Source organism: Hydrogenophaga sp., from assembly GCF_036675665.1.
Lineage (GTDB): Bacteria > Pseudomonadota > Gammaproteobacteria > Burkholderiales > Burkholderiaceae_C > Hydrogenophaga.
Genome location: NZ_JAKFEO010000031.1, coordinates 55,469 through 78,529, shown reverse-complemented (window position 1 = coordinate 78,529; position 23,061 = coordinate 55,469). Strand labels below are relative to the sequence as shown.

Below are 23,061 nucleotides of genomic sequence, written 5' to 3'. Positions count from 1 at the left end.
GCTTGGCGTCAGACCTTGGGCAGGCGACTTGCCAGCTCCTCGTCGAACTGCTGCATCACCCCCGCACCCTTGAAGCTCTTCAAGCCGTCCCGGATGCGGGGCAGCGCCGCCTGAAGATCGGCGGGCGTCTTGCAGCCTTCAGCGCGGATGGCCAGCGTCTCGCCCATGGGGCCGAGCTGGTCGTTGATGAAACGCACCACCTGGCGGCGGGCTTCGCTGAAGGGCAGCGTGGGGACCGCAACCGGAACCGCGACCTCCACCGGCGCGGGCTGTGACTCCTCGGGCTGGAATGCAGCCGCTTGAGGCGCCGTTGCCGGGGGTGCAGCGACCCGCTTGGGCAAGCCGTCGGCACCGACCATCTCGATCCACCCGGCGGCCAGCAATTCCTCAAGCGAACGGGTGGCGGTGTCCTCTCCACCCGTGAGTTTTTCAAATTCGGCCAGGTTGCGTTTGCCATCCACCATGATCAGCAGCGAACGCAGGCGCGGCCCGAGCCCGGCGGGCCGGGTGGCGAGCGCTTCGCGTCCTGCCGCGGTCTTGCCAAACAATGTGTTTTTGTCCATGTCTTCCCCAACTGTGGGGGGTAATGTAGGACACCATGCCCCGACGCGGCTAGGGGTTTTCATCCCGGCGGGTGCGATTTCCCACACAGACGGCGTTGATGAGCAACAGTGAAGAAGCTCAGCCCGAGCGCTGGCGCAGATCCACCACGCGCCGGGCCTTGCCCTGGCTGCGTTCCACACCGCCTTCGGTCTTGAGTTCCACGGCCACGCTGCTGCCCACATAGACCTTGACCTCGTGCTGCAACTGCTTGGCCGCGGCACGCGCCTCGATGCTCTCGGGCGACAGACCGGAACGCGTCTCGACCACCACGGTCAGGTTGTCCATGGGGCCCTCGCGCGTCAGCACGCACTGGTAGTGCGCGCTGAGTTCCGGGCGCTTGAGGATCAACTCCTCGATCTGCGTGGGGAACACGTTGACGCCGCGCACGATCATCATGTCGTCGCTGCGCCCGGTGATCTTTTCCATGCGACGCATCGTGCGCGCGGTGCCCGGCAGCAAGCGCGTGAGGTCGCGCGTGCGGTAGCGGATGATCGGCAACGCCTCCTTGGTCAGGCTGGTGAACACCAGTTCACCCATCTCGCCATCGGCCACCGGCTCGCCGGTCTCGGGGTCGATGATCTCGGGGTAGAAATGGTCTTCCCAGATGGTCGGGCCGTCTTTCGTTTCCACACATTCGTTGGCCACGCCCGGGCCCATCACTTCCGACAGCCCGTAGATGTCGACCGCATCGATGTTCATGCGCGCCTCGATCGCCACACGCATGTCGTTGGTCCAGGGCTCGGCGCCGAAGATGCCGATGCGCATGCTGCTCTGGCGCGGATCGATGCCCTGCCGCTCGAACTCGTCGGCGATCGCCAGCATGTAGCTCGGCGTGACCATGATGATGTCGGGCCGGAAGTCCTGGATCAGCTGCACCTGGCGCTCGGTCTGTCCACCACCGAAGGGCACCACCGTGAGGCCCAGTTTCTCGGCGCCGTAGTGCGCCCCCAGACCACCTGTGAACAGGCCATAGCCGTAGCTCACGTGCACCAGATCACCAGGGCGTGCACCGCTGGCGCGGATGCTGCGCGCCACCACCGTGGCCCAGGTGTCGATGTCCTTGAGCGTGTAGCCCACCACCGTGGGCTTGCCGGTGGTGCCACTGCTGGCGTGGATGCGCGCACATTGTTCGCGCGGCACCGCGAACATGCCGAACGGGTAACTGTCGCGCAGGTCCTTCTTGGTGGTGAAGGGAAACTTCGCCAGGTCCGCGAGGCTGCGACAGTCATCGGGGTGCACACCCGCCGCGTCGAACTTGGCGCGGTAGACGGGCGAGTTGGCGTAGGCGTGGCGCAGCGTGGCCCGCAGGCGCTTGAGCTGCAAGGCGCGCAACTCGTCGACGCTGGCCTTTTCGATCGGCTCCAGGGGAAAGGCTTTCATGGCTGTCCTTCTTCGGAAAACACGGTCCCGGGAATCTGCGCGCTCTTGCCGCGGAACATCGCCACCACCTCGCCGCGCTGGTTGATCACCCGCATGTCGTAGATGCCGTGGCGGCCCGAGAGCGTTTGTTCCACACCCTCACAGGTGAGCACATCGCCCGCGTGCGCCGGGCGCAGGAACTCGATGCTGCAGCCCGCAGCCACGGTGTTCCTGTTGTGGCTGTTGCAGGCAAACGCAAAGGTGGAGTCGGCCAGGGTGAAGATGAAGCCGCCGTGGCAGATCTGGTGGCCGTTGAGGTGCAAGGGTCGCACCACCATGCGGATGACGGCGCGGCCCGGCTCGCAGCTCAGCAGCTCCATGCCCATGGTGTCCTTGCTGGCGGTGTCCACCGCAAACATGGTCTCGCCGACTTTTTTTGCTTTGTCCTGGGGAGACATCATTCGCCCTTGAACTGCGCCGGGCGCTTCTCGCGGAACGCCATCACGCCTTCGATGTAATCGTGCGTCTTGCCCAGCGCCGACTGGGTGTCGCGCTCCACATCGAGCTGCTGGCTCAAGGTGCGCGTGGAGGCGTCGCGCAACAGCGCGCGCGTGGCCACCAGCGCCCGGGTCGGCATGGCGGCGAGCTTGGTCGCCAAGGCCAGCGAGGCGCCCACGCAGTCCTCGCTCACGTCCCAGATCATTCCCCACTCCTTCGCTTGCGCGGCCGGCAATTTGTCGCCGGTCATGGCCAGCGCCATGGCGCGCGCCAGGCCCAGACGCTCCACCAGCAGCCAGCTGCCGCCCGCATCGGGCACCAGGCCGATCTTGCTGAAGGCCTGGATGAAGCTGGCACCGGTGGCGGCGATCGCGATGTCGCAGCACATGGCCAGCGATGCGCCCGCGCCCGCCGCCACGCCGTTGATCGCCGCGATGGTCGGCATGCGCAGGCCCTGCAGACGCCGTGCGGTGGGGTTGAAGGCCTGCTCGATCACGGGGCCGGGGTCGGCGCGCTGCACCAGGTCCGGGCCGGGCGCGAAGTCGAACTCGGCGAGGTCGGCCCCGGCGCAGAAACCGCGCCCCGCGCCGGTGATGACCAGCGCGCGCACCACCGGGTTGGCCTCGGCACGGTCCAGCGCAGTCCACAGGTCGCGGTGCATCTGGCGGGTGAAACTGTTGAGCGCATCGGGCCGGTTGAGCGTGACCAGGGCCACGGCCCCGCGCTCTTCATACAAGACGGTGGCTTCAGGCATGGCGGTGGGTCTCCTCGGCTGGCTGTGGTTGTTTGGCGGTGCAATTTAACATTAGCCAACCAATCGGTCGGCTAATGTTTTCCCTCGGTACCGGCCGCTATAGTGGACAGCTTTCCAACCAACGCCGACCCGAGGAGACCCCCATGACCGCCACTGTCGCACCCGAATGCATCACCGTCCGCACCGAAGCCCGGGTGGGCATCATCACGCTCAACCGCCCCAAGCAGCTCAACGCGCTCAACGAGCAGTTGATGGACGAGCTCGGCGCCGCGCTGAAGGCGTTCGATGCCGATGAAGACATCGGCTGCGTGATCCTGACCGGCAGCGAGAAGGCCTTTGCCGCCGGTGCCGACATCGGCGCCATGGCCAGCTACACCTTTGCCGATGTCTACAAGGGCGACTACATCACGCGCAACTGGGAAACCATCCGCAGCATCCGCAAGCCCGTGATCGGTGCGGTCAGCGGCTTCGCGCTGGGCGGTGGCTGCGAGCTGGCCATGATGTGCGACTTCATCATCGCGGCCGACAACGCGAAGTTCGGTCAGCCCGAGATCAAGCTGGGCATCATTCCCGGCGCCGGCGGCACGCAGCGCCTGCCGCGCGCGGTGGGCAAGTCCAAGGCCATGGACATGGTGCTCACCGCCCGCATGATGGACGCCACCGAGGCCGAGCGCGCGGGCCTGGTGAGCCGCGTGGTGCCGCTGGACAAGCTGATGGACGAAGCCCTGGGCGCGGCACTCACCATCTGCAGCTTCTCGCTGCCCAGCGTGATGGCGGCCAAGGAGTCGGTGAACCGCTCGTTCGAGGGCTCGCTGTCCGACGGCGTGATGTTCGAGCGCCGCGTCTTCCACGCGCTGTTTGCCACCGCCGACCAGAAGGAAGGCATGGATGCCTTCGTGAACAAACGCAAGGCCGAGTTCAAGCACGAGTGAGCGGCAACACGCTGTAACACCCGCCCCCGGGAGGCGGGCCTATAAGGGGGCTCCCACGACACACAAGGAGACCCCATGACCACCCGCCGCCATTTCATCTGGCTCTTGCCCGCGTCGGGCGCAGCCCTGTTGTCGGCCTGCTCGGAATCGGCACCACCCCCTGGCGCCGAGGCTCCGGCAGCGGCCCCTGCATCGTCGGCCGAGTACCCCGTGCCGGCTCCAGCGCCAGCGCCGGAAGTGGCGCAGACCCCTGCAACCGCCGGCCCGATGCTTGAAGCCTCCGACCCCACCGCGGTGGCGCTGGGTTATGTGGCGCTGGCCGCCAACGCCGACAAGTCCAGGTTCCCCAACTTCGTGGAAGGCAGCGCCTGTTCCAACTGCACGCTGTACCAAGGCGCCATCGGCTCCGAAGCCGGCCCTTGCCCGCTGTTTGCGGGCAAGCAGGTGGCTGCGGCAGGCTGGTGTTCGTCCTGGGTCAAGAAGAAGACTTGAGTGACCAGATTCGGGCCACGCAGCGCCCGGGTCGCGTCATGATTTGAGCTACAATCCCGCCTCGTTGGTGATATAGCTCAGTTGGTTAGAGCGCAGCATTCATAATGCTGATGTCGGTGGTTCAAGTCCACCTATCACCACCAACTATTCAAGAAGCGGGCTCTGGCAACAGGGCCCGCTTTTTTCATTCCAATTTTCTGAAGCGTGAGCCCGTGCCCACCAGAGACACCAAGGGTCCGGCTACGCCGGCCCAAGGTGTCGCCCCCTTGAGGGGGTGGCGCCGAAGGCGACGCGGGGGAGTACTCCGAATATGGCCATCAAGTCCACCATCTTCAAGGCACACCTGCAGATCGCCGACATCGATCACGGCTACTACGCCGATCACGCGCTCACCCTGGCCCGCCACCCCAGCGAGACCGACGAACGCATGATGGTGCGCCTGGTGGCCCTGGCCATCCACGCCCACGAACTGCAGGACACCTGCCGCGGCGACGGCACGCTGGCCTTCGGCACGGGCCTGTCCGACCCGGACGATCCGGACGTCTCGCTGACCGACTTCACGGGCCGCAAGCGCCTGTGGATCGAGGTCGGCCAGCCCGAGGACAAACCCCTGTCCAAGGCCTGCAGCAAGGCCGACGCGGTGGTGCTCTACGCGTTTGGCAGCGCGGCCGACGTGTGGTGGCGAGGCATCGCGACCAAGCTCACCCGCCTTGAGCGGCTGCAGGTCTGGCGCCTGCCCACCGAGGTGGCGCCCGCCCTGGCCCAGATGGCCGAGCGCAGCATGCAGCTGCAGGCCACCTTGCAAGAAGGTGTGCTCACGCTCTCCAGCGAACGCGGCAGCGTGGCCATCGAGCCGATCCGCTGGAAGTGAGCGCACGCCGTGCGCGATGCACGAAGCGAGAAGGTGCACAGGGCAAAGAGGACTTTCCGGATGTCGTGGACAACGTCCGTTGTGCGCCGTACATTGAACTGGCCGTGTCTGCAGGGCTTGTACTCGCACCACGCCGACGGAAAGACCCATGTCCATGTTCAACCAGTTGCCAGGCTTCGCGCGTTCGCCCGCCGGGCTGGAACGTGTGATCCTGCGACGCCTGCCCAAGGCCTTTTTTCTGAGCGCCGCGTTGCCCACGCTGGTGGCCTTGGCGGCCCGCTGGTTCCCCTGGAGCGGCTCCGATGCCTGGGTCGCCTCGCGCATCCAGATGGTGGACTTCCTCGCCTTCGGGGTGCTGCTGCTGCTCTGGACGCTGCTGCTCACCGTGGCCATCGGCGCCTTCATCGTCATGGTGATGAAAGGCCCGGCCTACGTCGCCGACGCGTATCCACTGGTGGAGTCGGACCGGCCGCTGGACGGCCCCCGCCGCCCGTGACGGCCGTGCAGCGGCAGGCGCGTGAGACAATCGCGGCCTCCCTGCCATGGGCCTTGTGAACAGGTCGATGGCCCTCCTCACAGCCTCTGGACACACACCATGAACCGCTGCTCACCCGCCTTCGGCGCCAGCACCCTCGCTGCGCTCTTGATCGCACTGCCCCTGTCGGCCCAGGCCCAGTCGGGCACGCGCGACTTCCCCGCCAAAGCCCTGCGCGGCACCCTGGTGGTGGTGCAGCCGCCCAACGTCACCATGGACGACCGTGCGACACGGCTGTCGCCTGGCGCGCGCATCCACAACACCAACAACACGCTGGTGCTGTCCTCGTCGCTGTTGAACCAGAAACTGGTGGTGAACTACACCGTGGACCTGCGCGACCAGATCCAGAACGTGTGGATCCTCACCGAGGCCGAGGCCCAGGAAAAGCGCGCCGGCTTCGGCGTGCAACGCAACTTCGTGTTCGAGTCGCTGCAGCCCAAGCCGGCCGCCGCCACCAACTGAAGCACCGCCACCGCGGGCCCGTGCGGCCGGCGGTGGTCACCCGATTCCCTCCCCCATTTGCGCCCAGCGCGGGCACCGGCATTGTTGGCGCCGGTGCCACAGGAGCTTTCCATGAGCAAAAAAGTTTTCATCAAGACCTTCGGCTGCCAGATGAACGAGTACGACTCGGACAAGATGGTCGATGTGATGCACGCCGCACAAGGCTACGAGCCCACGCAGGACGTGGAGGAAGCCGACCTGATCCTGTTCAACACCTGTTCGGTGCGCGAGAAGGCGCAGGAAAAGGTGTTCAGCGACCTGGGGCGCGTGAAGCACCTCAAGGACAAGGGCGTGCTGATCGGCGTGGGCGGCTGCGTGGCCAGCCAGGAAGGCGCCGAGATCATCAAGCGCGCACCCTACGTGGACGTGGTGTTCGGCCCGCAGACGCTGCACCGCCTGCCCGAGCTGCTGAACCAGCGCGCGCGCCTGGCGCTGCCGCAGGTGGACATCAGCTTCCCCGAAATCGAGAAGTTCGACCACCTGCCGCCGGCCAAGGTCGACGGTGGCTCGGCCTATGTCTCCATCATGGAAGGCTGCTCCAAGTACTGCAGCTACTGCGTGGTGCCGTACACGCGCGGTGAAGAGGTGAGCCGCCCGTTCGACGACGTGCTGGTGGAGGTGGCGGGCCTGGCCGACCAGGGCGTGAAGGAGGTGACGCTGCTGGGCCAGAACGTCAATGCCTACCGCGGCACGATGGGCGACACCGCAGACATCGCCGACTTCGCGCTCCTGCTCGAATACGTGGCCGAGATACCTGGCATTGAACGCCTGCGCTTCACCACCAGCCACCCCAATGAGTTCACGCCGCGCCTGATCGAGGCCTACGGCAAGATTCCCCAACTCGTGAACCACCTGCACCTGCCGGTGCAACACGGCAGCGACCGCATCCTGATGGCGATGAAACGCGGCTACACCGCCATGGAATTCAAGAGCACGGTGCGCAAGCTGCGCGCGATCCGCCCCGAGCTGGTGATGAGCAGCGACTTCATCGTCGGCTTCCCCGGCGAGACCGACGATGACTTCGACAAGATGATGAAGCTCATCACCGACGTGGGCTTCGACACCAGCTTCAGTTTCATCTTCAGCCCGCGCCCGGGCACCCCCGCGGCCAACCTTGCGGACGACACCCCGTACGCGGTGAAGCTCAAGCGCCTGCAGCACCTGCAGGCCACGATCGAGGAGAACGTGCGCCGCATCAGCGCCAGCCGCGAGGGCACGGTGCAACGCATCCTGGTCGAGGGCGCCTCACGCCGATCCAGCACCGAGCTGCCCGAACTCATGGGTCGCACCGAGTGCAACCGCATCGTGAACTTTCCCGGCGGCCCGCTCGCCGAGCGCCTGGTGGGCCAGATGATCGACGTGCGCATCACCGAGGCACGGCCTCACTCGCTCAGAGGCGAGGTGCAAGCCAGCCCCGCGGTGTTGCTTGACTGAGCAGCCCTTGTGAAATCGCTGCGTTTTTCGTTCCCGCAACTGCTGCTGGTCGCGTTCCTGCTGATCGGCTTGCTGCTGGGCGCGGCAGCCCTGCGCGCGCTGTTCTCGCTGGAGGCCTTGATGGCCCAGAGCCGCGAGAGTGCCGCGCAGGCCATTGCGCTGTCCACGGCGGCCCAGTCTCTCTCGGAGCGCAGCCTGACCATGGAGCGCGCCGCGCGCCAGTCGCTGGTGCTGCGTGACAACCAGTTGCGCCAGCGCTTCACCGAAGCGGCAGGCAACGCGCGCGACATCCTCAAGCGGCTGGAAGACAACGAACTGCCGCCCGAGTTCTCGACCAACTGGCTGCAGCAACTGGCCGTCATCACCGGACTGCTCGACGGCCCACCGGAGACCGCACTGGACCGGGAGCGTGAAGTGGCGCGGGTCTTTCGCGAGATCGACGGGCACAGCGCCTCGATCGCGCAAAAGGTGCAGTCCATCATCGGCACGCGCAACGAGACCTTGCAGGCGCGGTTCGAAACCAGCCGCCAGGAGCTCACCCAGCAGGTGCTGGGTTCGATTGCCGTGGCCGCGGTGATGGCGCTGGGCTTTGGCGTGTGGCTGGCCCGCCCGTTCAAGCGCATCGAAAGGGCGATCCAGGGCCTGGGCGAAAACCGGCTCGACGTGCCGATCGACATTGCCGGGCCGTCCGACGTGCGTCGCGTGAGCCAGCAACTGGACTGGTTGCGGCTGCGCCTGACCGAGCTCGATGCCGACAAGGCGCGTTTCCTGCGCCACATCTCGCACGAACTCAAGACACCGCTGGCCTCGCTGCACGAAGGTGTGGCGGTGCTGGGCGACGGCGTGGCCGGCGCGCTCAACCCCAACCAGGCCGAGGTGGTCAACATCCTGCAGCACAACACCCTGATGCTGCAGCACCAGATCGAAGCGCTGCTGCGCTTCAATGCGGCGGCGTTCGAGGCGCGACAGCTCAAGCGCGAGCAGACCGATCTGATGGGTTTGCTGGAAGACCAGATCGACGCCCAACGCCTGCACTGGCAGGCATTGGGGCTGACCGTGCGCGCCGAGGGCGTGCCGGTGTCTCTGCCGGTCGACCGCGAGAAGATCGCCTCGGCCGTGGGCAACCTGCTGTCCAACGCCATCCGCTTCTCGCCCCACGGCGGCGTGATCCGCCTCGTGCTGCTGGACCTGCCCGGACGCGCCAGCCTGGACATCATCGACCAGGGCCCCGGCGTGGCCGAGGCCGACCGCGAACGCATCTTCGAGCCGTTCTACCGGGGCGAACGCCAGCCCCAGGGCGCCGTGCGCGGCACCGGCATCGGCTTGTCCATCGTGCACGAGTACATTGTTGCCCACGGTGGCCGCATCCATCTGCTGCCCCAGCGCCAAGGCGCCCACTTCCGTATCGAGCTTCCCCATGCGAATTAGTCTTTCCGCTGTTCCGATGGCGCTCCTGGTCAGCGCTTGCGGCACCACGCCACCGCCGCCAGCCCAGGGGGCCGTGACCACCACGATCACCACGCCGGCGCCAGCGCCCCAGATTCTGGTGGTGACACCGGTGCAGGCGCCCTCGGTCACGTCGCCCGAGGCCCTCAACACCCAGGTCCCGCCCCTGCCCGACGTGGTCACGGCGCTGCTCACCTACTCGGAGCGGCTGCGCCAGCTCAACACGAACGACCTCGCCGCCGAGATCGCGGTGCAGGGCGACCCCGGCCATGCGCCGCTGCGGCAGTTGCAGCTGGCTCTGGCCCTGATGCACATGCCCCTGCCTGCGGACACGGCGCGCGCGCTGGGCCTGGTGCAGCGGGTGGTGGGCAGCGCGGCGCCCGAGGCCACACCGCTCAAGCCACTGGCGCGTCTGCTGGCCCACCAGCTGATGGAGCAACGCCGGCTGGAAGACAGCCTGGAACGCCAGGGTCAGCAACTGCGCGAAAACCAGCGCCGCATCGACCAGCTCAACGAACGCCTGGAAGCCATGCGCGCGATCGAACGCAGCCTGACCACCCGCCCACCTGCACCCGCTCGCCCCCCCGCTGCTCCATGACGTCCAACTCGCCACGCGCGCGACTGCTGGTCGTCGACGACGACGCCGACATGCTGCGCCTGCTGGCGATGCGCCTGGGCTCGGCGGGCTACCACGTCACCTCGGTCGGCTCGGCCGAAGCTGCCCTCAGCCAGCTCGACATCGAGCGTCCGCAACTGGTGCTTTCCGACGTTCGCTTGCCCGGCAAAGACGGCCTGGCCCTGTTCGACGAGATCCGCAAACGCCATCCCTCGCTGCCGGTGATCCTGCTGACCGCGCACGGCACCATTCCCGACGCGGTGGAGGCCACGGCGCGCGGCGTCTTCACCTACCTCACCAAGCCCTACGACGCCAAGGAGCTGCTGGAGAAGATCGCGCAGGCCCTGGCGCTCGGCGCGCCCGCCAGCGACAACACACGGGTCGACGAAGCCTGGCGCAGCGAGATCGTGAGCCGCTCCAACCGCATGGCGGATCTGCTGGCCGAAGCGCGCATGGTCGCCCAGTCCGATGCCAGCGTGCTGCTGCGCGGCGACTCCGGCACCGGCAAGGAAATGCTGGCGCGCGCCATCCACAAGGCCAGTGCGCGCGCCAACCGGCCCTTCATCGCGGTGAACTGCGGCGCCATCCCCGAAGCCCTGCTCGAATCCGAGCTGTTCGGCCACATGAAAGGCGCCTTCACCGACGCGGTCGCCAACCACAAGGGCCTGTTTCAGGCCGCCGAGGGCGGCACGCTGCTGCTCGACGAGATCGGTGACATGCCACCCGCGTTGCAGGTCAAGCTGCTGCGCGTGCTGCAGGAGCGCGCGGTGCGCCCGCTGGGTTCGAGCCAGTCGCTGCCGGTGGACGTGCGCATCATCTCGGCCACCCACCGCGACCTGGAAGACGCGATGGCCTCGGCCCAGTTCCGCGAAGACCTGTACTACCGGCTCAACGTGGTCACGCTCACCCTGCCCACGCTGGCCGAGCGGCGCGAAGACATCCCCCTGCTGGCCAACCATTTCCTGGCCAAGCTGGCCGCCAAGTACGGCAAGCGCAGCTCGGGGTTTGCCCCCGAGGCGCTCAAGGCCCTGACCATGTCCGCCTGGCCGGGCAACGTGCGCCAGCTCTACAACGTGGTCGAACAGGTCTGCGCGCTGTCCACCACACCGCTGGTGTCGCTGCCGCTGGTGCAGCGCGCGCTGCGCACGCCCTCGGTGGAGGTGTTGAGCTTTGCCGACGCCAAGCAGCGTTTCGAGCGCGAGTACCTGGTGGGCCTGCTCAAGATGACCGACGGCCACGTGGCCGATGCGGCACGTCTGGCGCAGCGCAACCGCACCGAGTTCTACCGGTTGCTGCAAAAACACGCGCTCACACCTGGCCTCTTCAAGAGCGACGCCAGCCCCGGTTCGTCGGGCATTCCCGGCGATGCTGTCGCCGATGAGTGACAACACCATCGCCTTGTCCTGATTGACGTTTCCTCAAGGCGCGCCGCAGGCTGTCGCCGTTTGACGACAAAAACAGGGGTTTGAGGCAGGACGGGCGCGGCCCCATCGGCTGAAAAAACATTCTTCGGCCGCACGTCTTTGATTCAGTTGAGGTTTTCTGGCCTGGCACAGGGTTTGCCCTTATCCAGCCATGCACCTCACGATTCGCCTTCCATCAGCCACCCGGCGCTCCCCCGCCACCGTGCTGCTGGGCGCCCTGCTGGCCCTGCTTTGCGGGGCGTCAGCCCAGGCCCAGCGCTTCGATTGGGACAGCCTGACCCAACTGGCCAAGACCCGCGCTGCCCAGCCCGTGCGCGCAAACAGCGACAAGCTGCCCGCCGAGCTGGCCAACATCTCCTACGACAACCTTCGGGACATCCGCTTCAAGACGGACCAGTCCGTCTGGCGCGCCGAGGCGCTGCCCTTCGAAGCCCAGTTCTTCCACCTGGGCCTGTACCAGAGCGAGCCGGTGCGCATCCACGAAATCAAGCCCGACGGCTCCGTGCGCCACCTGCCCTACCGCGGTGCCGACTTCGACTACGGCAAGAACACATTCAACCCCGCGGCCTGGGGTGACCTGGGCCACGCGGGCTTTCGCCTGCACTACCCACTCAACGGCCAGGCCTACAAGGACGAGCTGGTCGTGTTCCAGGGCGCGAGCTACTTCCGCGCGCTGGGCGTGGGCCAGGGCTACGGCCTGTCGGCCCGCGGCCTGGCCATCGACACCGTGGGCGGCACCGGCGAGGAGTTCCCCCGCTTCACCGAGTTCTGGCTGCAGCGCCCGGCCGCTGGCGCGACCGAGGTCACCGTGTTGGCTCTGCTCGAATCGAAGCGAGCCACGGGTGCCTACCGCTTCGTGATCCGCCCCGGCCAGCAGACCACCACCACGGTCAACGCCCGCGTGTTCCTGCGCCCCGGCGCCGGCCCGGTGAACACCCTGGGCATCGCACCGCTGACCAGCATGTTCCTCTCCGGCGAGAACCAGCCCATGGCTGGCGACTTCCGCCCCGAGGTGCACGACTCCGACGGTCTGATGATGCTCACCGGCGAAGGCGAATGGCTGTGGCGCCCGCTGCAACGGCCAAAGGCCATCACGGTCAGCTCGTTCACCATGCAGAACCCGCGCGGCTTCGGCCTCATGCAGCGCGACCGCAGCTTCGCCAGCTATGAAGACGTGGAAGCGCGCTACGAGCGCCGCCCGAGCGCCTGGATCAAGCCGCTGGGCGACTGGGGCCAGGGCCGCGTGGAGCTGGTGCAGTTGCCCGCGTCCGACGAGACGCACGACAACATCGTGGCGTACTGGGTGCCTGCCGCCCTGCCCGCACCAGGCCAGCCGCTGGAAGTGGCTTACGAACTGGCCTGGCAAGGCGATGCGCAACAGCGCCCACCGTCGAGCTGGGTGACACAGAGCCGCCGAGGCTATGGCTACACCAAGCTCAGCGCCGAAGAACAGGGTCGCCAGCCACAGTACGTCATCGATTTCAGCGGTCCCGCGCTGGACGCGCTGCCGGCCGACGCGACGGTGAAAGCCGTGGTGAGCGCCAACACCAACGGCCGCGTGCTCCAGACCGTGGCCTACCCCAACCCCGCCACGCGCACCTGGCGCGTGACCGTGCGCGTCGAGCGCATCGATGCGACGCAGCCCGTGGAGCTGCGCGCGTTCCTCCAACACAACAACGACACCGTGAGTGAAACATGGACACATCTGCTGTTACCCGAATGAGCACTTCCACGAACCCCATTCAGTCCCACCGCGGCGTGCTGCGCGAAGAGCGCCACCCCAATGCGGTGACCGCACCGCCGCTCAACCGCGGCTCCATGGTGCCGCGCCCCTGGCGTGGTTTCTGGAACAGCATCGGCACCGCGCTGCTGAGCACGGCCAGCCGCGTGCTGCCCCCGCGCACGCCGCGCGTGGTGTCCAGCGAGGCCGCCGAAGCGCCGCACGCCTGGCAAAGCGCGGCCAACCGCCGCCGCGCGGTGTTCATGCTGCTCACCGTGCTGAGCACCGCCTTTGCCACCAGCCTGTTCGCCGACGCCCAGCCCGCGCACGACAACCTGTGGCTGCAGGTCGGCCAGCTCGCCCTGTTCGGCCTGCTCTCGGCCTGGGTCGTCACCGGCTTCGTGACCGCGCTCATGGGCTTCTGGGTCTCGCTGTTCGGTGACCGCCACACGCTGCGCGCCGCCGACGTGCGCGACCACGCCATGAACCCCGACGCGCGCACAGCCATCATCATGCCGATCTGCAACGAGGACGTGGCCACCGTGTTCGCCGGCCTGCGCGCCACCTGCGAGTCGCTCGCCGCCACCGGCCATGCCGGCCAGTTCGACGTCTTCGTGCTCTCCGACAGCTACGACCCCGCCATCGCCGCGGCCGAAAAATCCGCCTGGGAAGACCTGCGCGCCGCGCTGGCCGCCCAGCCCGAGCTGCCGCCGATCGAGGTGTACTACCGCCTGCGCACCCGCCGCACACACCGCAAGGCCGGCAACGTGGCCGACTTCTGCCGCCGCTGGGGCAAGGACTACCGTTACATGGTGGTGCTCGACGCCGACAGCGTCATGAGCGGCAACTGCCTGGTCTCCATGGTCAAGCTGATGGAAGCCAACCCCAAGGCCGGCATCGTGCAGACCGCCACGCAGGCCATCGGCCACGCCACGCTGCATGCGCGCGCGCAGCAGTTCGGCTCGCGCGTGACGGGCCGCCTGTTCACACTGGGCATGCAGTTCTGGCAACTCGGCGAGTCGCACTACTGGGGCCACAACGCGATCATCCGCGTCGAGCCCTTCATGCAGCACTGCGCGCTGGCGCCCATCAAGGGCACGGGCGGCATGTCCGGCGGCATCATGTCGCACGACTTCGTCGAAGCCGCGCTGATGCGCCGCGCCGGCTACCACGTGTGGCTGGTCTCCGACCTCACCGGCAGCTACGAGCAGCAGCCGCCTGATTTGCTGAGCGAGTTGCAGCGCGACCGCCGCTGGTGCCAGGGCAATCTGCAGAACTCGCGTCTGATGGCCGAACCCGGCATCCACCGCGTGCACCGCACCATGTTCGCCATCGGTGCCATGTCCTACCTGTCGGCCCCGCTGTGGCTGGCCTTCCTGTCCATCGGCGTTGCGCTGTGGGCCGCCAACACCAGCGCCATCCCCAGCTGGCAGGCCGTGCCCGAAGAGCTGCGCGCCCTGTGGATGTGGACGCTGACCATGCTGTTCATGCCGCGCGTGCTCGGCCTGCTGGCCGTGTTCATGAAGGGCGAGCAGAAGTCGTTCGGCGGCACCGCCGGCCTGCTGGGCAGCTCCGTGGTGGAAACCGTGCTGGCCTTGATGCAGGCGCCCATCCGCATGCTGGCGCATTCGCTGTTCGTGCTGGTGGCCATCACCGGCCTGAAGCTGGAGTGGAAGTCGCCCCCACGGGAAGCCAATGGCGTGAGCTGGCGCGATGCCCTGGCGCGACTGGCCCCCATGACGGCGGTGATCGGCCTGCTGGGTCTGGGGGTGGCCGCGATCAACGCGAACGCGCTGATCTGGCTCGCCCCGGTCGCCCTGCCTCTGTTGCTGGCCGTGCCCCTGACCGTGGCCACCAGCCACGTGGACCTCGGCGCCTGGATGCGCTCGCGCGGCGTGCTGCTGATCCCCGAAGAATCGTGGTCGCCGGCCGTGCTGCGCCGCGCCTGGCGCCACGCCAGCCGCTTCACGCTGGCGCAGGCCATCTGAGGATTGCTCCGCACGTTCTCTGCCAACGCGCCGCCTCTGCGGCGCGTTGTCGTTTCAGGGCCCGTTGCGTCGCGCGCGCATGGCCTGCCACCAGCCACCCATCTGGTTCACCACCAGCCCCATGAGCACCAGCCCCGTGCCCAACCACTGCTGGAGCAGCGGCAGTTCATCAAAGAACATCCAGGCCGACCACAGCCCCACCACCGGCACCAGCAATGAAAACGGCGTGACGCGCCCGGCCGGGTGACGCTTGAGCAGGCGCGTCCACAGGCTGTAGGCCAGCAGCGTGGCGAACCACGCCAGGAACAGCACCGACAGCACCGCCGGCCAGCCGATGCCGGCGAGCTGGCGCACCACGGTCTGTGGCCCGTCCATCCACAGCGCCAGTGCCACGAACGGCGCGACGGGAAACACACTGCTCCAGACGATGAAGGGAAAGGGGTCGTAGTCGGCCACGCGGCTGGCCAGGCGCGCCACCAGGTTGGACACCGCCCACATGAAAGCCGCCGAGAGCGTGAGCACAAAGCCCGCGAGCGTCATCTGACCCGGGCCATCGCCGTGCGCGGTGGCGATCAGCATCAGGCCGCCCAGCGCCACCAGCAGGCCCAGTCCCTGCGAGAACCGCGCGCGCTCGCCCAGCACCGGCACCGCCAGCAACAGCGTGAAGAAGGCCTGCGTCTGCATGACCACCGAAGCCATGCCGACCGTCATGCCCATCTGCAAACCCAGGAACAGGAAACCGAACTGCCCCAGGCCCTGCGCCAGTCCGTAAGCCGCCACGTAGCGCCAGGACAGCTTGGGAAATTTCACGAACAGCAGGAAGGGCACGGCGGCGGCGGCAAAACGCAACGCGCCCAGCAGCATGGGGCCGATGCCCTGCAGGCCGACCTTCATCACCACGAAGTTCAGGCCCCAGATCACGACCACCGCGAGCGCGCGCAGCAGGTCGCCGCGCGACAGGGGAATCACATTCACGGCGCAGCCCTCACGCTGCGGCCCTGCGCGGTGCGCGCGGCCACGAACGCCTCGAAGGCCTCGGCACTGGTCTTGCGCGGCGTGTAGCCGAAGCGCTCCTTCAGCGCGGTGTTGAGCAGCACCGGTCGGTAACGCAGGAAGTCGAGCTGCTCGGGCCCGTAGCGGCTGAGGCCCAGCGCCGACCCCACGCGCAGCGCGGTGCGCAACAGGCCGGCGGGCAGCACGCGCGGCTTTTTGTGCAGGCGCTCTGCGATCTCGAACAGCGTGAGCGCGCCGTCGCCCGCGAGGTTGTAGCAGCCCGGCAGGCCACGGCCGCTGATCGCGTGCAGGATGGCGCCGGTCACGTCCTCGTCCCACACGAACACGAAGGGGCTGTCGCTGCCCTGGATGGCGAGGATGCGCGGCTTCTCGAACAGCGCGGTGATCTGGTTGTCCACCCGCTCGCCCAGGATGGTGCCGATGCGCAGCACGGTCTGGCGCAGCGCCGGATGGGCCGTGCGCGCCTTGGCCAACATCTCCTCGACCAGGCGCTTGTGGTGCGCATAGGCAAACACCTCGTTGCCGCGCAGCGGATGCTCTTCGGTCAACCAGGCCGGGTTGTCGGCGTGGTAACCGTAGGCCGCGCCGCTGCTGGAGACCACCAGGTGGTCCACGCGGTGCGCGAGGCAGGCCCGGATCACATTGCGCGTGCCGCCCACATCCACCGAATGCTCGAACGCGCGGTTCGAGCCCTTGCCCGGCGTGACGATGGAGGCCAGGTGCACCACGGTGTCGATGCCGTGCAGGGCCACGGTGTTGGCCAGCGAGGCCGAGCGCACATCCTGCTGCACATAGGTCACGCGCGGCAGGCGGCGTTCGGGCGGCACCTCGCGCACGTCCACCGCCACCACGTGGTGAATGTAGGCATCCCGCGCCAGTGCCTCCACCAGCCCGCGCCCGAGGAAACCGTCGGCGCCCGTGACCAGCACGCGCCGGGCGGCCGGCGCTTTTTCTGCGGCAACGCTCATGTCCGTTCGGCGGCCGGCACGCCACCCTGCAACGGCCGTTTCGACCACCAGCCCGCCAGGACCAGGCCGGCGATGATGTCCCAGAAGCCCCACACACCGGCCACCACGGCCATGCCGCCCAGGCCGCCGAAGAAGCTGAAGATGATGACCAGGCCCAGCCCCGCGTTGCGGATGCCGACCTCGATGGAGAGCGCGCGCCGGTCGTAGTCGGGCAGGCCGGCCAGGCGTGCGATGGCGTAGCCGGTGCCGAAGGCCAGCGCGTCGTGGATCACCACCGCAAGCAGCACCAGGCCCACGTAATCGAGGAAATAGCGCCAGTTGCCGGCGATCGCACCCACGATGAAGGCGATGAGCGCCACGAAGCTCAGGACGCGCACCGGTTTCTTGAAGCGCGTGGTCCAGTTCGGAAAGCGGTGCGCACACCAGATGCCCAGCACGAAAGGCACGCCGATGATGAGCAGGATGTGGCCCACCATCTCCAGCGGGTCCAGCGCGATGGTCTTGAGCAGGGGCGCGGCGGTCGGGTGGATGCCGCCCCAGAAGGCGAAGTTCAGCGGCATCGCGACGATGGCGATGGCGTTGGACACGGCCGTCATCGACACGCTGAGCGCCACGTTGCCGTTGGCGCGGTGGGTGAGGATGTTGCTCACGTTGCCGGGCGGGCAGCAGGCCACCAGGATCATGCCCAGCGCGATGCTCGGGCCGGGCTGCAGCAGCAGCGTGAGCACGAAGGTGATGGCTGGCAGCGCGATGAACTGCGCGGCGATGCCCACCGCAAACGCCAGCGGCATGCGCGAGACGCGGCGGAAGTCCTCGATGCGGGTGTCCAGCGCAATGCCGAACATGAGGAAGGCGAGCACGCCGTTGAGCACGGCCAGCGAGGCCGGGTTGAAGTTGAGGCGGATCTCGTCCACGGGCAGCATGCGGGTGTCTCCTGTTGTTGTCTTGTTGTGGCGCTCAACCCTGCGCGGCAGCCGCCTGGCGCACCGCGTTGCGGTAGGCGTCCTTGTTCACGTAGTAGGCCATGCGTTCGAGCTGCAGGTATTTGTAGCCACCCGAGAGGTCCGGCCAGCTTCCTGCCTGGCCGGACTTGACCGCCTTGAGCGCGGCAGCACTGGCCTTGCCCGCGTCCAGGCCCTTGAAGTAACGCGCCACCAGCTCGGCCTGCTCGTAGCGGCCCTGCCAGCCCAGGCCACTGGCCTCGACCATGCCGAGCACCGCCAGGCGGTCGAAACGCGGCGCGAAGATGTTGAGGTAGAGCCGGGGCGCCATGCCCTGCCAGTCGAGCAGCGCGTGGTCGAGGAAGGGGTAGTGCAGCTTGTAGCCGGTGGCGGCGAGCACCAGGTCGTAGTCACTCTGGCTGCCGTCCTTGAAGTGCACGGTATGGCCATCGAAGCGCGCGATGTCGGCGCGCACACCCACGTCGCCATGACCGATGTGGTACAGGATGAGCGAGTTCACCACCGGGTGCGACTCATACATCTTGTAGGTCGGCTTCGGAAAACCGAAGCGCACCGGGTCGCCGGTGAACCACTTCAAGATGGTGCTGTCGATCTTCTGCTTGAGCCAGGGTGGCAGCGTGATCTTCCCGCCCACGGAATCGGCCGGCTTGCCGAACACATATTTGGGCACGAAGTAATAACCGCGCCGCACCGAAATGTCCACGCTGCGCGCCTGGTGCACGGCGTCCACCGCGATGTCGCAGCCCGAATTGCCCGCACCCACGATGAGCACGCGCTTGTACTTGAACTGGTCGGCCTGCTTGTAAGCCGAGGTGTGCAGCAGCTCGCCGGCAAAGTGGCCTTCGAAGCTGGGCATGTTGGGCTCGGCCAGCGTGCCGTTGGCCACCACCACGCCTTTGTAGTCGGCGGTGGTCTGCTGGCCGTTGGCGTCTTCGGTGGTCACGCGCCACAGCGTGTCGGGCGCGTCGCTCACGGGTTCGACCTTCAGCACGCGCGTGCCGAAGCGGTAGTGCTCGCGCAGTTTGAAATGCTCGGCGAACGCGCTGAAGTAGTCGAGCAGCTCACGGTGGCTCGGGTAGTCGGCCACGCGTTCGGGCATGGGGAATTCGCTGAACTCCGTCATGCGTTTGCTGGAGATCAGGTGCGCCGAGGCGTAGACCGTGGAGCGCGGGTTGTGGATGTTCCACAGGCCGCCCACATCGGTGTGGGCCTCGAAGCCCTGGAAGGGGATGCCGTGCTTCTGCAGGCAGCGTGCGCCGGCCAGGCCCGAGGGGCCGGCACCGATGAGGGCGATCTGTTGTTGTGTCGAAATGGTCATGGTGGGCAGAGGTGCCTCGTCAAGAGACAGCGCGGCGGGGGTGTTTCATTTCAGGCCAGGGATGTCGGTGGAGCCCGGTTCACCCGCGCGGGGCTTGCGCGGTTGGCCGAGCAGGATGCGGTCGTGCAGCCGCGCGGGCAGCACACCGAGCAGGCGCGCGAGCCAGCCGATGCGCCGCGGCAGCACGATGTGCTCGGTGCCGGCGGCCACGCCCGCGAGCAGGCGGCGCGCGGCCTCGTCGGGTTCGAGCAGGCCGGGCATGGCGAAGCGGTTGCCGGCGGTGAGCGCGGTGCGCAGATAACCCGGGCTGATGGTGTGCACGGAGAGTGCCGTGGGGCGCAGTTCGGCGCGCAGGCTCTGCAGGTAGGCGATCAGGCCGGCCTTGCTCGCGCAGTACGCGCCGTTGCCCGGCATGCCGCGCCAGCCTGCCAGGCTGGCCACACCCACCAGCGCGCCGCGCTGGCCGCTGGCGCGCATGGGTTCCAGGAAAGGCTGGAAGGTGGTGGCCACACCCAGCAGGTTGATCTCCAGCATGCGGCGCATCACGGCCAGGTCGCTCGCCTGCGCGGTGTCGAAGCCACCGGCCACGCCGGCGTTGGCGATGACGAGGTCGGGTGGGCCGAAGCGACCCATCCAGTCCGCGCCCATGGCCTGCATCGCGGCGGCGTCCGACACGTCGGGCTGGTAGACCACACAGCGGTCTGGCGCCAGCGCGCCCAGCGCATCGAGCGCGGGCCGCTGCAGCCCGACCAGCGCCACGCGCGCACCACCGGCGATGAGCTCGCGCGCCAACGCCTGGCCCAGGCCACCGCAGGCGCCCGTGACCACGGCGTTGTGAAAACTTGAACGTGCCAAACCCAAAGCCTCTCAAGTGGATGTTGTGCCGGCAATGTAGGCGGCACTAGAATGAATCTCGAAATATTTGGTCGAATCGTCTCATTTTTCGAGATATGAACACAGACACCGAGAGCAGCCCGGGCCTGCGGCTCATGGAGTTGCTGGACATTCTGGCGCGCCAGGACACGCCGCAGGCGCTGCCCGACGTGGTGGCCCTGACCGGCTGGCCCAAGCCCACGGTGCACCGCATGCTGACGCAACTGGAGGTCGGCGGCTGGCTGGTGCGCGAGCCCGATGGCCGCCACTTTGCGCTGGCGCCGCGCCTGCTGCGCTTGTCCGAAGCGGCGCTGAGCAGCAGTGCGCTGCAAGGCGTGCGCCACGCGGTGCTGCGCCAACTGGTGAGCGAGGTCGGCGAGAGCTGCAACCTCACGGCGATGTCGGGCGCCGACGTGGTTTATCTGGACCGCGTGGAGTCCGCCTTTCCCTTGCGGCTGGAACTGCGCCCAGGCACGCGCGTGCCGGTGCACTGCTCGGCCAGCGGCAAATTGTTCCTCGCCTGGATGGGCGCGCGACAGCGCCGCACGCTGCTCGACGGCCTGCCCCTCACGCGCTACACCGCGACCACACTGATCGAGCGGGCGACGCTGGACGCCGAGCTGGAGTCGATCCGCCGCGATGGTCACGCGGTGGACGCTGAAGAGTTCGTTGAAGGGCTGGTGTGTGTGGCGGTGCCGGTGTTCGCGCCGGGGCAGCGCACGGTGCGCTGCGCGTTGGCCTTGCAGGCGCCCGCCGCGCGCATGACGCTGGCACAGGCCCGGCTTCAATTGCCGCGTTTGCAGTTGGCCGCGCAGGCGCTGGGGCGCACGCTGGGCTGAGCGCAGGCGCCGGCGGGATCAACGATCGAAGTACAGCGCGAGTGCGTTGGCACCGGTGATTCGTGCGCGCTCGCGGGCGTCCGGCACAACCTCCGTCAGCCAGTCGATGGTGCTCTGGTAGGTCGTGGACTCCGCGCCCACGAAGGGGCAATCGCTGGCCCACACCAGGCGCTCCAGACCGGCCTGGCGGCACAGCTCGCGCGCCTGCTCGGTGGCCTGCGGCCCGAGGCGGTAGGCGCCCGACAGCTTCACCCAGGTCCGGCCTTTTTCGATGGAGCGGACCATGGCCTTGAAGCCCTCGCTGTGGATGCCTTGAACGGGATCCGGTCGGCCGATGTGGTCGATGACGATCTTCACGCCCGAGCGCTCGAGCAGGGGCAGCACCTGCGGAATGCGCGGGCCGTCGAGGTGCAGGTGCACGTGCCAGTTCAACTCGTTGAGGCGGTAGAGAAACTTGCGCCAGGCCCAGCTGTCGAGGTCGGGCAGTTCCTTCATGCTGATGAAGGGCAGGCGCACGCCCACGATGCCGTCGCGCGCCATCTGCTCCAGCAGGTAGCGATCGGTGCGCTCGGGGTCGAGGATCACGGTGCCGCGCCAGCGCGGGCGTCGGCGCACCGAGTCGATGATGTAGTCGTTGCAGTCACCCCAGGGGCTGGCGGCGGCGATCACGCAGAACTGCACGCCGTGCGCATCCAGGGTGGATTGCAGCTGCTCGGCGCTGAACGCGTAGTCGGGGCTGTGGCGCGGGTCGGGCATCAGGGGCATGTCGCGATGGAACACATGCACGTGGGCGTCGACCAGCGGCGCATCGATCGGGGCTTCGGGAGTCAAGCGGGCTTCCTCGGGAAATCGGGGGATCGGCAACGGCTGTTCAGGACAGCTTGATGTTGGCCCGGGCGATGACCTGCGCCCACTTCGCGGTGTCGCGCCGGAACACCTCGGCCTGTTCGGCCGGCGCATTGGCCCTGGCTTCGGTGCCCAGTTCAATCAGGCGCTGCCGCACCTCGGGCAACTGCATGACGGCCTGCATGTGGCCGTTGAGCAGTTGCACCACGCTCGCAGGAACGCCGGCGGGCGCATACAGCGCGTTCCAGCCGGTGACGACGTAGTTGGCAAGGCCGGCCTCCACGACCGTGGGCACGTTGGGCAGCCAGGCCGTGCGCGCCGGACCGGTGGTGGCCACCACACGCACCTGCCCGCTGTCGACCGCGCCCTTGAGCGCGGCATAGGACTCGAAGGCCACGTCGACGTCGCCGCGCAGCACGCTGGTGAGCACCTGCGGCGTGCTCTTGTGCGGCACCACGCTGGCATTGAGCCCGGCGACCGACTTGAACAACTCCGCCGACAGGTTCTGCGTGCTGCCCGGGTTGATGCTGCCCAGCAGCAAAGCCCGCTCGCGACCGGCGGCGAGCAGCTTGGGCAGATCGGTCAGAGGCCCGTCCTTGCGCGTGATGAGGATGAGGTCGAACAACGCCATGCTGGAGATCGGCGTGAAGTCGACTTCGGGATCGTGGTCAAGCTTGAACAAGGTCTTGGCAATGGTCGTTCCGTTGGAGAACAGAATGAGCGTGTGGCCGTCGCGTGGCGCGTTGAGGGCCGAATTCGCAGCCACCACGCCACCGGCACCCGGACGGTTCTCGACCACCCAGGCTTGGCCCATGCGCTCGCTCATCTTCTGCGCCACCAGGCGCATGGAAATATCGGCCAGGCCGCCCGGCCCGAACGGAACAATCACCTGGATCGGCCGGGACGGATAGCCGGTCTGCGCGAGCGCGCCACCCGTGCCAACGGCCAGCGCCGTCGCGGCACAGCCCTTGAGGAAGTCGCGGCGGTGGGCGGGAAATGAAAAGGCGGATGTGCTGCGATGCGGTGCTGTCATGGCTTGTCTCCTTGTGTCGGAGAAAGTCTAGGTGG

The 23,061-nt window shown here is 67.7% G+C and carries 23 protein-coding genes and 1 tRNA gene; 13 read left to right on the top strand and 11 right to left on the bottom strand.

The genetic code is table 11. From position 1 onward, the window contains the following. Positions 1-8 precede the first annotated feature (8 nt). The 4 genes from V6M63_RS11960 to V6M63_RS11945 all read right to left on the bottom strand — a co-directional run bounded on the left by V6M63_RS11960 (position 9) and on the right by V6M63_RS11945 (position 3,214). Positions 9-563, bottom strand: a complete 555-nt coding sequence (locus V6M63_RS11960) for a hypothetical protein (protein WP_332742052.1) — start codon at positions 561-563, stop codon at positions 9-11. A 118-nt stretch (positions 564-681) separates the two neighbouring features. Continuing rightward, a complete protein-coding gene (gene paaK / locus V6M63_RS11955) occupies positions 682-1,983 on the bottom strand; it encodes a phenylacetate--CoA ligase PaaK (protein WP_332742050.1) in 1,302 nt (433 codons plus the stop codon). Beyond that, positions 1,980-2,420, bottom strand: coding sequence for a hydroxyphenylacetyl-CoA thioesterase PaaI (gene paaI, locus V6M63_RS11950; protein ID WP_332742276.1), 441 nt, complete (start codon positions 2,418-2,420; stop codon positions 1,980-1,982). The genes paaK and paaI overlap by 4 nt, the downstream gene beginning before the upstream one ends. After that, the gene (locus tag V6M63_RS11945; protein ID WP_332742048.1) at positions 2,420-3,214 is read right to left on the bottom strand and encodes an enoyl-CoA hydratase-related protein; all 795 of its coding nucleotides are present in this window, start codon (positions 3,212-3,214) and stop codon (positions 2,420-2,422) included. Before V6M63_RS11945 ends, paaI begins: the two co-directional genes overlap by 1 nt. A 143-nt stretch (positions 3,215-3,357) precedes the next feature. On the opposite strand from V6M63_RS11945, the gene V6M63_RS11940 reads away from it, so the two are divergent. From V6M63_RS11940 to mdoH, 12 genes are all read left to right on the top strand, one after another. Beyond that, positions 3,358-4,146, top strand: coding sequence for an enoyl-CoA hydratase (locus V6M63_RS11940; RefSeq protein WP_332742047.1), 789 nt, complete (start codon positions 3,358-3,360; stop codon positions 4,144-4,146). Between the two features lie 75 nt (positions 4,147-4,221). After that, positions 4,222-4,638: a high-potential iron-sulfur protein gene (locus V6M63_RS11935; RefSeq protein WP_332742045.1), complete on the top strand. Its 417-nt coding sequence runs from the start codon at positions 4,222-4,224 to the stop codon at positions 4,636-4,638. A 66-nt stretch (positions 4,639-4,704) separates the two neighbouring features. After that, positions 4,705-4,781: transfer RNA gene (locus V6M63_RS11930), tRNA-Met, on the top strand. Between the two features lie 167 nt (positions 4,782-4,948). Beyond that, positions 4,949-5,509, top strand: coding sequence for a YaeQ family protein (locus V6M63_RS11925; protein ID WP_332742043.1), 561 nt, complete (start codon positions 4,949-4,951; stop codon positions 5,507-5,509). 148 nt (positions 5,510-5,657) lie between these two features. After that, complete coding sequence (locus tag V6M63_RS11920; RefSeq protein ID WP_332742041.1) at positions 5,658-6,005, top strand: hypothetical protein; 348 nt, start codon at positions 5,658-5,660, stop codon at positions 6,003-6,005. Between the two features lie 99 nt (positions 6,006-6,104). Then, entirely contained in the window at positions 6,105-6,506 is a 402-nt protein-coding gene (locus V6M63_RS11915) for a hypothetical protein (RefSeq protein ID WP_332742039.1), read from the top strand. A 111-nt stretch (positions 6,507-6,617) separates the two neighbouring features. After that, positions 6,618-7,979: a tRNA (N6-isopentenyl adenosine(37)-C2)-methylthiotransferase MiaB gene (gene miaB, locus V6M63_RS11910; RefSeq protein WP_332742037.1), complete on the top strand. Its 1,362-nt coding sequence runs from the start codon at positions 6,618-6,620 to the stop codon at positions 7,977-7,979. Between the two features lie 9 nt (positions 7,980-7,988). Next, a complete protein-coding gene (locus tag V6M63_RS11905) occupies positions 7,989-9,407 on the top strand; it encodes a sensor histidine kinase (RefSeq protein ID WP_332742035.1) in 1,419 nt (472 codons plus the stop codon). Positions 9,408-9,423: 16 nt separating this feature from the next. After that, positions 9,424-10,023: a hypothetical protein gene (locus tag V6M63_RS11900; protein WP_332742033.1), complete on the top strand. Its 600-nt coding sequence runs from the start codon at positions 9,424-9,426 to the stop codon at positions 10,021-10,023. Next, positions 10,020-11,426 carry a sigma 54-interacting transcriptional regulator gene (locus V6M63_RS11895; RefSeq protein ID WP_332742031.1) on the top strand — a complete coding sequence of 469 codons (1,407 nt, stop codon included), beginning with the start codon at positions 10,020-10,022 and terminating at the stop codon, positions 11,424-11,426. Before V6M63_RS11900 ends, V6M63_RS11895 begins: the two co-directional genes overlap by 4 nt. A gap of 190 nt (positions 11,427-11,616) precedes the next feature. Then, a complete protein-coding gene (locus V6M63_RS11890) occupies positions 11,617-13,188 on the top strand; it encodes a glucan biosynthesis protein (RefSeq protein ID WP_332742029.1) in 1,572 nt (523 codons plus the stop codon). Further along, positions 13,185-15,173 carry a glucans biosynthesis glucosyltransferase MdoH gene (gene mdoH, locus V6M63_RS11885; RefSeq protein WP_332742027.1) on the top strand — a complete coding sequence of 663 codons (1,989 nt, stop codon included), beginning with the start codon at positions 13,185-13,187 and terminating at the stop codon, positions 15,171-15,173. Before V6M63_RS11890 ends, mdoH begins: the two co-directional genes overlap by 4 nt. Positions 15,174-15,227: 54 nt before the next feature. On the opposite strand, the gene V6M63_RS11880 is transcribed toward mdoH, so the two are convergent. The 5 genes from V6M63_RS11880 to V6M63_RS11860 are packed head-to-tail and all read right to left on the bottom strand — an operon-like array spanning position 15,228 to position 20,290. Next, positions 15,228-16,133, bottom strand: coding sequence for an EamA family transporter (locus V6M63_RS11880; RefSeq protein WP_442909585.1), 906 nt, complete (start codon positions 16,131-16,133; stop codon positions 15,228-15,230). Between the two features lie 11 nt (positions 16,134-16,144). Continuing rightward, positions 16,145-17,155 (bottom strand): SDR family oxidoreductase, encoded by a 1,011-nt coding sequence (locus tag V6M63_RS11875; RefSeq protein ID WP_332742023.1) that lies wholly within the window; start codon positions 17,153-17,155, stop codon positions 16,145-16,147. Further along, entirely contained in the window at positions 17,152-18,078 is a 927-nt protein-coding gene (locus V6M63_RS11870; RefSeq protein ID WP_332742021.1) for a bile acid:sodium symporter family protein, read from the bottom strand. Before V6M63_RS11870 ends, V6M63_RS11875 begins: the two co-directional genes overlap by 4 nt. A 34-nt stretch (positions 18,079-18,112) precedes the next feature. Continuing rightward, a complete protein-coding gene (locus tag V6M63_RS11865) occupies positions 18,113-19,435 on the bottom strand; it encodes a flavin-containing monooxygenase (RefSeq protein WP_332742019.1) in 1,323 nt (440 codons plus the stop codon). A gap of 45 nt (positions 19,436-19,480) precedes the next feature. Next, entirely contained in the window at positions 19,481-20,290 is an 810-nt protein-coding gene (locus V6M63_RS11860) for an SDR family oxidoreductase (RefSeq protein ID WP_332742017.1), read from the bottom strand. A 95-nt stretch (positions 20,291-20,385) separates the two neighbouring features. Between V6M63_RS11860 and V6M63_RS11855 the strand changes: the two genes are divergently transcribed. Further along, a complete protein-coding gene (locus tag V6M63_RS11855) occupies positions 20,386-21,147 on the top strand; it encodes an IclR family transcriptional regulator (protein WP_332742015.1) in 762 nt (253 codons plus the stop codon). An 18-nt stretch (positions 21,148-21,165) separates the two neighbouring features. Here the strand turns inward: V6M63_RS11855 and V6M63_RS11850 are convergent, their stop codons facing one another. Continuing rightward, a complete protein-coding gene (locus V6M63_RS11850; protein WP_332742013.1) occupies positions 21,166-21,978 on the bottom strand; it encodes an amidohydrolase family protein in 813 nt (270 codons plus the stop codon). A gap of 40 nt (positions 21,979-22,018) precedes the next feature. Further along, a complete protein-coding gene (locus tag V6M63_RS11845) occupies positions 22,019-23,026 on the bottom strand; it encodes a Bug family tripartite tricarboxylate transporter substrate binding protein (RefSeq protein WP_332742012.1) in 1,008 nt (335 codons plus the stop codon). Between the last annotated feature and the right edge of the window lie 35 nt (positions 23,027-23,061).

Excerpts from the sequence above, each read along its gene's own strand:
- V6M63_RS11960 (WP_332742052.1), bottom strand. The coding sequence starts at position 563 with ATGGACAAAAACACATTGTTTGGCAAGACCGCGGCAGGACGCGAAGCG.
- paaK (WP_332742050.1), bottom strand. The coding sequence starts at position 1,983 with ATGAAAGCCTTTCCCCTGGAGCCGATCGAAAAGGCCAGCGTCGACGAG.
- paaI (WP_332742276.1), bottom strand. The coding sequence starts at position 2,420 with ATGTCTCCCCAGGACAAAGCAAAAAAAGTCGGCGAGACCATGTTTGCG.
- V6M63_RS11945 (WP_332742048.1), bottom strand. The coding sequence starts at position 3,214 with ATGCCTGAAGCCACCGTCTTGTATGAAGAGCGCGGGGCCGTGGCCCTG.
- V6M63_RS11940 (WP_332742047.1), top strand. The coding sequence starts at position 3,358 with ATGACCGCCACTGTCGCACCCGAATGCATCACCGTCCGCACCGAAGCC.
- V6M63_RS11935 (WP_332742045.1), top strand. The coding sequence starts at position 4,222 with ATGACCACCCGCCGCCATTTCATCTGGCTCTTGCCCGCGTCGGGCGCA.
- V6M63_RS11925 (WP_332742043.1), top strand. The coding sequence starts at position 4,949 with ATGGCCATCAAGTCCACCATCTTCAAGGCACACCTGCAGATCGCCGAC.
- V6M63_RS11920 (WP_332742041.1), top strand. The coding sequence starts at position 5,658 with ATGTCCATGTTCAACCAGTTGCCAGGCTTCGCGCGTTCGCCCGCCGGG.
- V6M63_RS11915 (WP_332742039.1), top strand. The coding sequence starts at position 6,105 with ATGAACCGCTGCTCACCCGCCTTCGGCGCCAGCACCCTCGCTGCGCTC.
- miaB (WP_332742037.1), top strand. The coding sequence starts at position 6,618 with ATGAGCAAAAAAGTTTTCATCAAGACCTTCGGCTGCCAGATGAACGAG.
- V6M63_RS11900 (WP_332742033.1), top strand. The coding sequence starts at position 9,424 with ATGGCGCTCCTGGTCAGCGCTTGCGGCACCACGCCACCGCCGCCAGCC.
- V6M63_RS11895 (WP_332742031.1), top strand. The coding sequence starts at position 10,020 with ATGACGTCCAACTCGCCACGCGCGCGACTGCTGGTCGTCGACGACGAC.
- V6M63_RS11890 (WP_332742029.1), top strand. The coding sequence starts at position 11,617 with ATGCACCTCACGATTCGCCTTCCATCAGCCACCCGGCGCTCCCCCGCC.
- mdoH (WP_332742027.1), top strand. The coding sequence starts at position 13,185 with ATGAGCACTTCCACGAACCCCATTCAGTCCCACCGCGGCGTGCTGCGC.
- V6M63_RS11875 (WP_332742023.1), bottom strand. The coding sequence starts at position 17,155 with ATGAGCGTTGCCGCAGAAAAAGCGCCGGCCGCCCGGCGCGTGCTGGTC.
- V6M63_RS11870 (WP_332742021.1), bottom strand. The coding sequence starts at position 18,078 with ATGCTGCCCGTGGACGAGATCCGCCTCAACTTCAACCCGGCCTCGCTG.
- V6M63_RS11865 (WP_332742019.1), bottom strand. The coding sequence starts at position 19,435 with ATGACCATTTCGACACAACAACAGATCGCCCTCATCGGTGCCGGCCCC.
- V6M63_RS11855 (WP_332742015.1), top strand. The coding sequence starts at position 20,386 with ATGAACACAGACACCGAGAGCAGCCCGGGCCTGCGGCTCATGGAGTTG.
- V6M63_RS11845 (WP_332742012.1), bottom strand. The coding sequence starts at position 23,026 with ATGACAGCACCGCATCGCAGCACATCCGCCTTTTCATTTCCCGCCCAC.